The following is a 12071-nucleotide window of genomic DNA, read 5'->3' as shown; positions in this document are numbered from 1 at the left end:
GAGGTGGTCTGGCCACGGGCAGTGACCTGCCCGTCGAAGCGCAACTGCCCGCTGATCTTGCGAATCGAGCCCAACGGGTGGATCCGCTCCAGCTCGACCGGAGGCCGATAATCGACGATTTGCGCATCGGCCAGACGCGGCACGACCTGCAGATCCTGACTGCCCGGCACATCGGCGGCGAATGACAAGGAACTGCAACAGCACAGCACCAACAGACCGAGTGAGCGCATAGTCCGGCTCATCGGATAGACATGTCGTGGCGGATCGGGGTCGCAGCGGTATAGCAATCCATCGTGGTTGTCTCCCATTTCAACCCGACCAGCCTCGACAGTTGCCCGCAGCAAGTCAAGGAATGGCGAAGAACCGATTGAAACAGTCTGCGACAAGGTCGGCACCGGCATCGTCGTTCAGGTGCAAATGATGCCCACCCGGCAGCTGTTCCCGGCTAAAGGGTAGACGCTCCAGCAGCGCCGGGTGTCTGGCCAGCATGCCGTCCGCCGCGACCACCAGGTGCGCCGGACACTGGATGCGCTGAACGAATGCCATCGCCTGTTCCTCGGTCAGGCGCAGCGGCGATGGCAGGGTCAGACGATTATCGGTGCGCCAGGTATAACCGCCCGGCACCGGCATCAGCCCTCGTTGCGCCAGCAACTGCGCGGCCTCGCGACTGACCGCCACCAGGCCTTTCATTCGCGCCTCGATGGCCCGGTCGAGGGTGTGGTAGACCGGTTTGCGCTTTTCGCGCAGGTCCAGTTGCGCCTGCAGGGCCATGCCCATGCGCTCCGCGGCGCTTTCGCCTTTGTCGGTAGGAGGAATCACCCCGTCAATCAACGCCAGGTGGCTGATGCGTTCCGGCAGCGACCCCGCCAGCACCAGCGAAACAATGGCGCCCATCGAATGCCCGAGCAGGCCGAAGCGCTGCCAGCCCAGTTGTTCGGCCACTTGCAGCACGTCATGGGCATAGTCCCAGAGTGCATAACCAGCGCCGTTCGGACGATGCCCGGAATGGCCGTGCCCGGCCATGTCCAGAGCAATGATGCGCAGGCCTTTGAGCTTCGGGGCCAGCCGCGCGAAGCTGTTGGCGTTGTCGAGCCAGCCATGCAGTGCGATCACCGGCAGACCGTCCTCGGGGCCGAACAAATGCGCCGCCAGCTCGATATGCGGCAGGCTCAGGCGCACTTCTTCGAAGGTCGGGCTCATGCGCAATCCTTGTCCTGACGGGCTTCCCAACGGTTGAACAGGTTCTTCAGCAAGCGTGCGGTGTCTTGCGGGCGCTCAAGCGGGAACATGTGGCCACCGGGCATGCTCAACGCCTCGCCCTGGGCAAGGCGCGACACGAAGCGGGTGTGATGGCGCATGACCACATTGCTCTTGTGCCCGCGCACCACTGCCAGTGGCACCTGCAATTGTCGCGTGCGGCCGGGACTGGTGTGCGGTACGCCGCGATAGATGCTGATTTCGGTGGCCGGATCGAAACGCAGGCGCAGCTTGTCGCCAACCTTGTGCAAACCGTGTTGCAGGTAGGCGTCGAAGCACTCCGGATCGAAACCGCGAAACAGGCTCTTGCCGGCAAAATAGCTGCGCGCGCTGTCGAGATCGGCAAACTCTTCACGGCGTCCCAGCGTGCGCCCGGCCGGGGTCAGTCTGTCGATGAAACCGAAGCGCTTGGCAGCGCGGATCACCCACTGGTCAGTGCGGGTCAACACCGGCGAATCGAGCATGACCACGCCGCGATACAGTTCCGGGCAACGCAGCGCTGCATGCAAGTGCAACACGCCGCCGAAGGAATGGCCCACACCCCACACCGGTTGATCCTGCTGTTGCAGATGGTGGATCAACTCGTCGACCAGGTTGTACCAGTTGTCATCCGCCGGGAAACGCGGGTCATGGGCATGCTGCTCCAGATGCGCGACCCGGTACTCGGGCGCCAGCGCCGCGAACAACTTGCCATAGGTGCCCGAGGGGAACCCGTTGGCGTGGGCGAAAAAGATCGGTTGCGACATGCGGGTAAATCCATGAGCGGGAAACGTGGCGTTGATTGTCCGTAAGACCGCGCCTCCCGGCAATGACCGTAACTGCCAGGAATGATGACAGTCTGGTCAGCGTGATGGTGCGTCCGGGAGATCGCTACCCCCTCACCCCGACCCTCTCTCCCAAGGGGGCGAGGGGTGGGAGCAGATCTTCATGGCTTTCAAAGCCGATACTCGACTCGATCTTTCAGGTCGATGGAGAACGTGAAAACCGCACGTCCGGCCCACGGGCCGGGATGAGGGCATCACTGAATAAACCCACTCAACGCGCCGGTGGCTGCTCGCCCAACGGCACCACCGCCATGGTCAACCGCGAAACACAACTGGCCTTGCCTTCATCGCTGGTCAGGCGGATATCCCAGACATGGGTGGTGCGGCCGATATGAATCGGTGTGGTCACCGCTGTCACTCGCCCACTGCGCAAGCCGCGCAAATGGTTGGCGTTGATCTCCAGCCCCACGCAATAAAACTTGCTGGCATCAATGCACAGGTAACTGGCCATCGAGCCGACGGTTTCCGCCAGCACCACCGAGGCGCCGCCATGCAGCAGACCGTAAGGCTGGTGGGTGCGGTGGTCGATGACCATGCTCGCCGTCAGCGATTCCTCGTCGAAGGACTCGAAACGGATATCCAGCACTTCGCCGATGGTGTTTTTCTGGATTGCGTTCAACTGCTCGATGTTCGGAGTGGTGCGCCACAAGGTCATCGCAGGCTTCCTTTGTTGTTTTGATCGTCACTCAATCCTGCCACAGCACCGCCTCGCTGCGCTCGCTCCATTCTTCGAAGCGCGCGCCGTAAGTGTCTTCGATGACATTGCGTTTAATTTTCAACGTCGGCGTGAGGAAACCGTTTTCCACCGCCCAACTGTCCTTGACCACCACCAGCCGGCGCAGGCGCTCATGTTTGTCGAGCACCGCGTTGACCTCTTCCAGCAGCTTCTCAAGGCTCGAATGCAGGCTCGCCCGCCCCTCGTCCTGATTGACCGTCGATAACACACACAGGCCCAGCGGCGCACTCAGGCCGTCACCGACCACACACACCTGCTCGATCCGTGAATGCACCGCCAGGCGGTTCTCGATCGGTGCCGGAGCCACGTATTTCCCTTTGCTGGTCTTGAAGATTTCCTTGAGCCGCCCGGTCAGGCGCAAGCGCCCCTCGGCATCCTGTTCGCCCTTGTCGCCGGTGCGCAGAAAGCCGTCCCCGGTCAGGGTTTCAGCGGTTTTCTGCGGTTCCTTGAAATAGCCGAGCATGTTCGCCTGACTGCGCACCTGCACTTCGCCGGACTCATCAATGCGCACCTCGACCTCCGGGCACGGCTTGCCGATCCAGCCCTGTTTGTACTGGCCAGGCAGGCAGATGTGCGAGTAGCCGCAACTCTCGGTCATGCCGTAAACCTCCAGCACCTCGAGGCCGAGCGTCTGATACCAGTCGAGCAGGGACTGCGGCGCCGGCGCTGCGCCGGACAACGCCACACGCAAGGCATCCAGCCCCAGCCCCGCGAGCACTTTGTGCCCAACCCGCTTGCCAATGAACGGCAGTCCGAGGAGGAAATCCAGACGTTTGGCCGGGATCTTGCCGTACACACCCATCTGGAATTTGGTCCAGATCCGCGGCACACCGAACATCGCCGTGGGCCGCGCCCGCTGCAGGTCGGTGATAAAGGTGTCGAGGCTCTCGGCAAAGAACACCGTCTGCCCGGTGTAGATCGACGCCAGTTCGACGAACATCCGCTCAGCGACATGGCACAGCGGCAGGTACGACAGCAACCGGTCGTTCTCGTTGAGCCCGAACAGTTGCGTGCCATGAGTCGTGGCAAACCCAAGGTTGGCGAAGCTGTGCATCACGCCTTTGGGCAGGCCGGTGGTGCCGGACGTGTAGATGATGGTCGCCAGTTGCTCACCGGCAGGGCGCGGATCGTCACGGATCGGCGAGCTCCTTTGCAGGTCGTCCCAAGCGAAATCGAACGCGCCGGGCGGATGCAGCGGCAGGCTGATGGTCGGCAGCCCCTGCGGTATGCCTCGGGACATGCCGGGCCAGTCATCGAGCTTGCCGATGAACGCCAGTACGCTGTCCGAATGCGTGAGGACCTGATTCACGGAGTCGGCGGTGAGGTTGGGATACAGCGGCACCGAGACATGCCCGGCCATCCAGATGGCGAGATCGGCGATGATCCAGTGCGCGCAGTTTTTCGAGATCAGGGCAATATGGCTGCCTTGCGGCAACTCCCGGGCGCGCAGCCAGTGCGCAGCGCACCGGGCCTGATGGCCAACATCGGCCCAGGTCAGGGTCTCGACCTGCCCGCCACCGATGGGCTGCACCAGAAAGCGCTGGCGCGGATGCCGGGCCTCGCGTTCGTAAAACACGTCCAGCGGCAATCGGAAGGCAGCAGACATGCGACTCGCTCCTGTTTTTTGGGTCTGGAGCAAGCGTAGTCAACCAAGCAAGTGCTTGGTTGGAAAATTCAGACAAATAATTTCGTCCGCACGCGGAACCTGCAGGAGTGAGCCTGCAGGGAACGGTGTTATGGATGCTTGAGGCTGTTAAGTGTCATCGAGCCAATCAGCAGCTCAGGGCTTTCCAGCTCGGCCAGCCCCGCGGTGCTGACTTTCTCCGGCGGATACCCGGCGCCATGTTGGAGATAGCTGAGCAGATGGCCCACCAACGGGTTGTGACTGACCAGCAGTACATTGCTGACCGACACCAGTTGCTCGGCGACTTTGTCCGGGTCGGACTCCGGAGTAAGCCATTCGACAGTGCGAATTTCCGGCTCGAAACCCAGCGCCTCGCGAACAATCTGCGCTGTCTGCTGTGCACGCAGATAGGGGCTGGCGTAGATCGCCGTCAGCGGCTGACCGATCAACCGGGCTGCACTCTTCAAGGCTTCCTGACGACCGTGTTCAGTCAGCTCCCGCTCGGAGTCGGGGCGCGAGCCATAAGGCTCGGCCTCACCATGACGCAATACCCAGAGTTTCATAGCTTGGGTTCCTCATCTCGAGCCGGATGCGGCGCCGGTGGCACGGCGTGCGGCGCTTCACCTTCCGGGGTGCGCGGCGTTGGCCAGTCGGCGAATGGCCACGGTTTCTGGTCACTGTGAAAACTGCCGAAACGCCCGATCTGCGCGAGAAACTGGCTCAGGCTGTCGCCGAAATTCATCAGGCCGGCGCTTGGAGCGCCATAAATCAAACGATAGATCAGTTGCACCAGCACCACCGCGCCGAGGATGAACTGCGCCACTTGCCAGACCAGTACGTAGACGATCATCCACAGCACCCGCAGGAGGATGGATTCGTACTTGGCTTCGGTTTTCGGATCGTTCATGGTTCGCTTCCTGTTGAATCAGTTGAAACCGCTGGTGGAAATAAAGTCGACGTCGGTTTTCGGCTCGGCACGCATCAGTAGACCGATCACCTGTTCCAGCGTGCGTCCTTCGAACAGGATCGCGTGCAGCCCGGCGACCAGCGGCATGTACACACCGACCTCCTGGGACTTGGCCTTGAGCACCTTGAGGGTGTTGACGCCTTCGGCCACCTCGCCCAGACGCGACACCGCTTCGTCAAGGCTCAAGCCCTGGCCGAGGGCGAACCCGACCTGATAGTTGCGGCTCTTGGGCGAGGAGCAGGTGACGATCAAGTCACCGACCCCGGCCAGACCGAGGAAGGTCATCGGGTTGGCGCCCTGATTCACTGCAAACCGAGTCATCTCGGCGAGTGCGCGGGTGATCAGCATGCTCTTGGTGTTCTCGCCCATCTCCAGCGCCACCGCCATGCCGGCAATGATTGCGTAGACGTTTTTCAACGCCCCGCCCAGTTCGACACCAAAGCGGTCGGCACTGGCGTAAACGCGGAAGGTGCGACCGTGCAGCGCGGCTTGCACCTGCTTGCACAAGTCTTCGTCTTCACTGGCGACCACCGTGGCGGTCAGCGCGTGCTCGGCGATTTCCCGCGCCAGGTTCGGCCCGGACAGCACGCCGATGCGCGCCTGCGGGGCGATTTCTTCGAGGATCTGGCTCATCAGCTTGAAGGTCTGGGCTTCGATGCCCTTGGTCAGGCTGACCAGCATCTTGCCGCTCAGGCGCTCGGCGTGGGGGGCCAGCACCGTGCGCAGTGCGCTGGAAGGCAGCGCGACGAAGCACAGTTCGCAGGCGTCGAGGGTTGCCTGCAAGTCGGTGACGGCGGTCACTCCCGGCAGAATCTTGATGCCCTTGAGATAACGCGGGTTCTCGCGATTGACCCGAATGGCCTCGGCCTGCTCGGGGTCACGCATCCACTGCCGGACTTGATGGCCGTTCTCGGCCAATAGATTGGCCACGGCGGTACCAAAACTTCCGCCTCCCAGGACCGCAATCGGGCGCTGTTCAGTCATATGCAATCCGTTAATCCATACCAGTGGCGATGCCGGCATTATACGGGGCGACCGAGTCGCGGCCAGCCCCTGCGTCAATTACCGACACTTGTAGGAAGAAGACCAATAAAACCTAGGAAAATGCCTGCAACGTGACTAGAAAAGTCGCTGCCCTCGGTTAACATGCGCGCCAATTCTTCGCTATCTAGGTTGTGCCGTGTCTTTTGGCCCTTCGTCTGCGCGTTCGTCGGTGTTACTGGCGCTGTTGTTCAGCCCGGTATTGCTGGCGGACGACCTGTTTCTGGACAACGACGCACTGCCCCAGGTACTGACGGCCACGCGTCTGAAACAGACACCGGCGGAAGTACCGGGCAGCATGACCGTGCTCGACAGCGAACTGATCAACGCCAGCGGCGCCCGCGACATCAGCGAACTGCTGCGTCTGGTGCCGGGGATGATGGTCGGCAACATCAGCGGCAATCAGGCGGCGGTCAATTATCACGGGACCAACGCCACCGAGGCGCGGCGCATGCAGGTGCTGATCGACGGTCGCTCGGTGTACCGCGCCGGTCTCGCCACGGTGGACTGGAGCGATATTCCGGTGGCCATGGAAGACATCGAGCGCATCGAAGTGTTTCGCGGCCCGAACACCGTCAGCTACGGCGCCAATGCGCTGATGGCGGTGGTCAACATCATCACCCGCCACCCCGCCGACAGCCACGGCACGCGGTTGAAGTACACCCGTGGTCAGCGCGGCATCAACGACTTTTATGCCAGTCAGGGCACCGGCTGGAATGGCGGCGATTTGCGTCTGTCGTTGTCCGGGCAGGAAGACGACGGTTTCGACAGCGATCGCAACGGTGCCGATTACCGCGACAGCCGCCGCTTGAACCGCTTCAGCCTCGCGGTCAGCCACACCCTCAGCGACAACCAGAGCCTCGACTGGCAGGTCAACGCCAAGGACGGCACCAACCAGCGGCCCTACACCTACCGCCCGGTGTTCTCGGGGATTACCGCCGCCGGGGACAATTCCGACGTGGTGGCCAAGGATTACGCCGGCTCGGTGCGCTGGAATCTCGACCTCAATCCCGAGCACAGCGTCTATATCCAAGGCTCGGCACAGCATTGGGATCGTCAGCAGGTGTGGCGCGCCTGCGATGCCGAGGTGTCGTTCAGCCCTGAATTGACGCAGTTGTGGCAGCTCAACCCGAACTACACCGAACGTCTGGCGCGCAACATCACCCGTTTCACCGGTCCCGGCGCGGCGCCCGGCACGCCGCAGGAAATGGCCTTGGCCAATCAGGTGCTCGATCAGTGGCGCAACGGTGCCAGTCGCACCCTGTGCGGCGATATCGACCAGAGCGCCCGGGAATCGCGTTACGACCTCGAAGTGCAGGACACCCTCAGCCTGTCCGACAGTCTGCGACTGGTCAGCGGCATGAACTATCGTTACGACCGTGCCGACTCCGAGACTTATTTCAATGGCACACTCGACGACACCACGTGGCGGGCGTTCGGCCAACTGGAGTGGCGCGCGACTGACCACTGGCTGTTGCAGGGCGGCGCGATGTTCGAAGACACGCAACTGATCGGCAGTTCGCTGACGCCGCGCTTTGCGATCAATTACCTGATCAACCCGCGCCACGGCCTGCGCGCGGTGTACTCGGAGGCGATCCGCTCGCCGGACATGTTCGAGAACAATGTGAACTGGAGTTACCTGGTCAAGAATCTGCAGCCGTCGGCCTACGGTCAGTCGTCGGCACGCTATTTCGTCAAGACCCGCGGCCCGGGCGACCTCGAACAGGAACACATGCGCTCGCGGGAGCTGGGCTATAACGGCTACTTCGCCGAACTGGGGCTGGCCGTCGATGTGAAGCTGTTCTACGACGAGATCACCGGCATGATCAGCGAACCGCTACGCAACAACCAATACATTGCCAGCAACGCCAACAGCTCGCGTTTTCGCGGCACGGAAACCCAGCTCGACTGGCGCCTGAGCCTGGCCGACCGTTTGCGCGTCACCTACGCCTATGTCGACGCCGAGGCCAGCAATCCGCTCGATCAGCAATTCACCGCGAGCAACAGCGGTTCCGCCGGCTGGTTACGCGATTGGGGCCACGGCTGGAACAGCGCCCTCTTCTATTACGGCGACAACGCACTCAACGGCTACCGCTTCGAGCGGGTCGACACACGCATCGCCAAACGCATCGCTCTGGGCAAGGCGCACCTGCAACTGGCCGGGGTGCTGCAACAGCGCCTCGATAACCAGCCGACCACCTTCGTCGACAACCATTACGACGAACGCCGGGTGATGTACTTCAGCGCCGAGCTGGAGTTCTAGATGCGCGGCAGCCTGTTTCACAAGACGCCAACCCTTGGCCACTGGCTGGCGGGTTTGTGCCTGTTTTTGACCGCGTGGCTGCATGGCGTGGCGGTGCAGGCCGCCGACATTCTGCTGACCGGCGCCGAAGAAAGCGCCGGCGTGCAGGCGTTCGTTCAGGCGCTCAGCGAGTTGCGGCCCACCGATAACGTGCACTTCCAGCCGCTGGCGAGTCTGCCTGCACCGGGTAAATTACCGTCCAGCCTGCGTCTGATTCTGCTCGACCTGCCCAGCCTCGACTGGCGCCTGCAGGATGCCCAGGGCCCGGCGACGCTGGTGCTGCGCATCAGCCGCCTGCAGGCGCGGCAACGTCTCGGCACTGCGCAACCGCCGCACTTGAGCCTGCTGTGGAGCGATCCGCCACTGAGCCGGCAGTTGCAATTGATCCGGCGGATTCTGCCGCAGGCACGGCGCATCGGCGTGCTGTTCGATCAGCACAGCGAATTTCTGCTCCACGAGCTGAGCCTGGCCGCACAACCGCTGAATCTGGAAATTGTCAGTCAGCGCTGGGACAACATTCACGACAGTCGTCCGCTGCAATCGGTGCTGAAAAACAGTGACGTGTTGCTGGGGCTCGACGATCCCGACCTGTACAACCCGAAAACCGCGAAAAACCTGCTGCTCAGCAGCTACGCGCGGCAAGTGGCGCTGGTCGGTCCCAACGTCGCCTTCGTCCGCGCCGGCAGCCTCGCCAGCAGTTACAGCGACCAGAACGACTGGCTGACGATCCTCGATCAATTGCTCGACCAGCCACCGGCCAGTTGGCCGCGAACGCTCTATCCCGAACGTTTTAAAGTCTCAAGTAACGCGCAGGTCGCTCGTTCCCTAGGGATCGAACCCTTGAATGATGCGTCTGTTGCCAGAGCGCTGGCCGAAGGAGAACGCCGTCCATGATTTTCCGTCGCCGTTGGGACATCAACACCCGCACCCAGTTGATCAGCCTGGGCCCGGCGCTGTTGCTGACTCTACTGTTGATCAGTTTCTTCACCTTCGTGCGTATTCAGGATTTGCGCCAGGAGCTCAATCACACCGGCCAGCTGATCGCCAACCAACTGGCGCCCGCCACCGAATACGGCGTGATCTCCGGCAATAACGAAGTGCTGGAGAGTCTGCTCAAAGCCACCCTGGCCACGCCTAACGTGCGGTTTCTCGAAGTACAGGACAGCGCCAACCGGATTCTGGTGTACGTCGAACAACCGGCCGCCGCCCATAGTCACGCACATCAGGTGGAAGTGTTTCAGGCACCGGTACGCCTGCAACGGATCGCCCTGCACACTGATTTTTTCCAGGATGGCAAAGTCAACAATGGCGGCGCCAGCGAGGACTATCTGGGACGGGTAATCGTCGGGCTGTCCAGCGATGCCTTCAGTCAGCGCCAGCAGGAAATCCTCCTCAAGGCCGGGATCCTCGCGCTGTTTGCCCTGCTCTTCACCTTCGTATTGGCGCGGCGCCTGGCCAGCAGCCTGTCGCAGCCGATCCGTGATATCGGCAATGCGGTCAAGGCGATTCAGGACGGCGACTACAAAACCCCGCTGCCGATCGTCGATGACACCGAACTGGGTGCCCTGTCGCAGCACATCAACAACCTCGCCCAAGCGCTGGAACAGGCCAGCCGCGAACAGCACCAGGCGATGGCGCAACTGATCCAGACCCGCGAGGAAGCGGAAAAGGCCAACACCGCCAAATCCGATTTTCTGGCGATGATGAGCCACGAACTGCGCACACCCATGAACGGCGTGCTGGGCATGCTGCAATTGCTGGAAACCACCGACATGACCGAGGAGCAGATCGAGTATGCCGCCCTTGCGTCGGAGTCCACCGAGCATTTGTTGAAGGTCATCAACGACATCCTCGACTTCTCCCGGATCGAGCGTTCGGAACTGGAGCTGGAGCACATTCCTTTCAATCTTGCCGAACTGATCGGCGCCTGCGCCCAGTCGTTCCAGCACAGTGCGGTGCAGCGTGGTCTGGCATTGAACCTGCGCATCCCCGAGGACATGCGTGCGTTGCAGGTGCAGGGCGATCCGACGCGGATCCGGCAGATTCTGGTCAACCTGGTCGGCAATGCCTTGAAATTCACCGAGCGCGGGCGGGTGAGCATCGAAGCGCAATGGCAGTCGCTGGATCACGAACTGCTCTGGTTCACCTGCTCGGTGCGCGACAGTGGCATCGGCATTTCGGCCGAAAGTCTGGAGCTGATGTTCAACGCCTTCCAGCAGGCCGACAGTTCGATTTCCCGGCGTTACGGTGGCACCGGCCTCGGTCTGCCGATTGCCCGTACCCTGGCCGAACGCATGGGCGGCACCTTGCGCGCGCAGAGTGAGGAAGGTCGTGGTTCGGTGTTCACCCTGGAAATTCCCCTGGCCCTTTATAAGCAGGCGGTGCCGCAACTGGCCGCACCGCGCGCACTGAATGGCAACGACCACGGTGAAGGGCGCAACGTGTTGCTGGTGGAGGACAACCCGGTCAATCAGACGGTGATTGAAGCGATGCTGCGCAGCCTGGGCTTTACTGTCAGTGTGGCAACCGATGGCGTGCAGGCGGTGCGCAGTGCCGAGGGCAGCGAATTCGAAGTAATTTTGATGGATTGTCGCTTACCGATCATCGACGGTTACGAGGCGACCCGGCAGATCCGTTTGCTGCCTGGACGCCGCGAGGTGCCGATCATCGCGTTGACCGCCAACGCCTTGCAGGGCGACCGCGAAACTTGCCTGTCGGCAGGCATGAACGATTATTTGGCCAAACCGTTCAAACGCAATGACCTACAACAGATTCTGCAGCGCTGGGTGCAGTAGTGACGGTTTTTCGACCATCTGCGACTGGCGTGAAAAGCGAAAGTGCGGCAGTCTTAGGCACCCGAACAAGCCTCAAAAGGGGCTTGAATAAAAATTTCAGTGCACAAGTGTACATTCATGTCCTTGGTGCTGTGACTTTCACCACAACGCAATAGTCTATGAGTAGGCTGCCGGTACGAGGCATGAACGCGTCGATCGGCCGGGAAGATTTGCCCCACCTGCCGCATGGGATTATTGAGGAGCTCGCATGACCAAACAAAACGCCTTTACTCGGGAAGATCTGCTGCGCTGCAGTCGCGGTGAGCTGTTCGGCCCAGGTAACGCGCAACTGCCCGCCCCGAACATGCTGATGGTGGATCGCATCACCCTGATCAGCGAAGAAGGCGGCAAGTACGGCAAAGGTGAATTGGTCGCCGAGCTGGATATCAACCCTGACCTGTGGTTCTTCGCGTGCCACTTCGAAGGCGATCCGGTGATGCCGGGCTGCCTCGGTCTGGACGCCATGTGGCAACTGGTCGGCTTCTT

12 protein-coding genes are annotated in these 12071 nt (G+C 61.7%); 4 read left to right on the top strand and 8 right to left on the bottom strand.

Going from position 1 to position 12071, the window contains the following annotated elements:
• From DBR24_RS03670 to DBR24_RS03635, 8 genes are all read right to left on the bottom strand, one after another.
• Positions 1-230: DUF4892 domain-containing protein (locus DBR24_RS03670; protein WP_128613919.1), on the bottom strand; the 230-nt coding region annotated here is incomplete at its 3' end.
• 115 nt (positions 231-345) lie between these two features.
• Entirely contained in the window at positions 346-1200 is an 855-nt protein-coding gene (locus tag DBR24_RS03665) for an alpha/beta hydrolase (RefSeq protein WP_128613918.1), read from the bottom strand.
• On the bottom strand, positions 1197-2003 hold the full coding sequence (locus DBR24_RS03660) for an alpha/beta fold hydrolase (protein WP_123466878.1): 807 nt from the start codon (positions 2001-2003) through the stop codon (positions 1197-1199). The genes DBR24_RS03665 and DBR24_RS03660 overlap by 4 nt, the downstream gene beginning before the upstream one ends.
• Before the next feature lie 289 nt (positions 2004-2292).
• Complete coding sequence (locus DBR24_RS03655; RefSeq protein WP_128613917.1) at positions 2293-2736, bottom strand: hotdog fold thioesterase; 444 nt, start codon at positions 2734-2736, stop codon at positions 2293-2295.
• 31 nt (positions 2737-2767) lie between these two features.
• Positions 2768-4423, bottom strand: coding sequence for an AMP-binding protein (locus DBR24_RS03650; RefSeq protein ID WP_128613916.1), 1656 nt, complete (start codon positions 4421-4423; stop codon positions 2768-2770).
• Between the two features lie 128 nt (positions 4424-4551).
• Positions 4552-5004 carry a phosphohistidine phosphatase SixA gene (sixA, locus tag DBR24_RS03645; RefSeq protein ID WP_123466884.1) on the bottom strand — a complete coding sequence of 151 codons (453 nt, stop codon included), beginning with the start codon at positions 5002-5004 and terminating at the stop codon, positions 4552-4554.
• Complete coding sequence (locus DBR24_RS03640) at positions 5001-5348, bottom strand: DUF4389 domain-containing protein (protein ID WP_003227139.1); 348 nt, start codon at positions 5346-5348, stop codon at positions 5001-5003. The genes sixA and DBR24_RS03640 overlap by 4 nt, the downstream gene beginning before the upstream one ends.
• An 18-nt stretch (positions 5349-5366) precedes the next feature.
• On the bottom strand, positions 5367-6392 hold the full coding sequence (locus DBR24_RS03635) for an NAD(P)H-dependent glycerol-3-phosphate dehydrogenase (protein WP_128613915.1): 1026 nt from the start codon (positions 6390-6392) through the stop codon (positions 5367-5369).
• Positions 6393-6588: 196 nt separating this feature from the next.
• On the opposite strand from DBR24_RS03635, the gene DBR24_RS03630 reads away from it, so the two are divergent.
• The 4 genes from DBR24_RS03630 to fabA form a co-directional block, all read left to right on the top strand.
• Positions 6589-8712 (top strand): TonB-dependent siderophore receptor, encoded by a 2124-nt coding sequence (locus DBR24_RS03630; protein ID WP_128613914.1) that lies wholly within the window; start codon positions 6589-6591, stop codon positions 8710-8712.
• The gene (locus DBR24_RS03625; RefSeq protein WP_123466890.1) at positions 8713-9645 is read left to right on the top strand and encodes an ABC transporter substrate-binding protein; all 933 of its coding nucleotides are present in this window, start codon (positions 8713-8715) and stop codon (positions 9643-9645) included. It abuts the gene before it with no gap.
• Entirely contained in the window at positions 9642-11546 is a 1905-nt protein-coding gene (locus tag DBR24_RS03620; protein ID WP_128613913.1) for an ATP-binding protein, read from the top strand. Before DBR24_RS03625 ends, DBR24_RS03620 begins: the two co-directional genes overlap by 4 nt.
• A 247-nt stretch (positions 11547-11793) precedes the next feature.
• A partial coding sequence (gene fabA, locus DBR24_RS31455) for a bifunctional 3-hydroxydecanoyl-ACP dehydratase/trans-2-decenoyl-ACP isomerase (protein ID WP_256591261.1) occupies positions 11794-12071 on the top strand: 278 nt, incomplete at its 3' end.

The sequence above is a fragment of the Pseudomonas sp. HMWF006 genome (assembly GCF_003061205.1).
GTDB classification, from domain to species: Bacteria; Pseudomonadota; Gammaproteobacteria; order Pseudomonadales; family Pseudomonadaceae; genus Aquipseudomonas; species Aquipseudomonas monsensis.
The sequence above is the reverse complement of the archived record's forward strand: the minus strand, read 5'-3'. Positions and strand labels throughout refer to the sequence as shown.

What these genes read in the sequence shown, in the direction of transcription:
- DBR24_RS03640 (WP_003227139.1), bottom strand. Translation starts at nt 5,348, where the DNA reads ATGAACGATCCGAAAACCGAAGCCAAGTACGAATCCATCCTCCTGCGG.
- DBR24_RS03650 (WP_128613916.1), bottom strand. Translation starts at nt 4,423, where the DNA reads ATGTCTGCTGCCTTCCGATTGCCGCTGGACGTGTTTTACGAACGCGAG.
- sixA (WP_123466884.1), bottom strand. Translation starts at nt 5,004, where the DNA reads ATGAAACTCTGGGTATTGCGTCATGGTGAGGCCGAGCCTTATGGCTCG.
- DBR24_RS03655 (WP_128613917.1), bottom strand. Translation starts at nt 2,736, where the DNA reads ATGACCTTGTGGCGCACCACTCCGAACATCGAGCAGTTGAACGCAATC.
- DBR24_RS03665 (WP_128613918.1), bottom strand. Translation starts at nt 1,200, where the DNA reads ATGAGCCCGACCTTCGAAGAAGTGCGCCTGAGCCTGCCGCATATCGAG.
- DBR24_RS03635 (WP_128613915.1), bottom strand. Translation starts at nt 6,392, where the DNA reads ATGACTGAACAGCGCCCGATTGCGGTCCTGGGAGGCGGAAGTTTTGGT.
- DBR24_RS03620 (WP_128613913.1), top strand. Translation starts at nt 9,642, where the DNA reads ATGATTTTCCGTCGCCGTTGGGACATCAACACCCGCACCCAGTTGATC.
- DBR24_RS03625 (WP_123466890.1), top strand. Translation starts at nt 8,713, where the DNA reads ATGCGCGGCAGCCTGTTTCACAAGACGCCAACCCTTGGCCACTGGCTG.
- DBR24_RS03660 (WP_123466878.1), bottom strand. Translation starts at nt 2,003, where the DNA reads ATGTCGCAACCGATCTTTTTCGCCCACGCCAACGGGTTCCCCTCGGGC.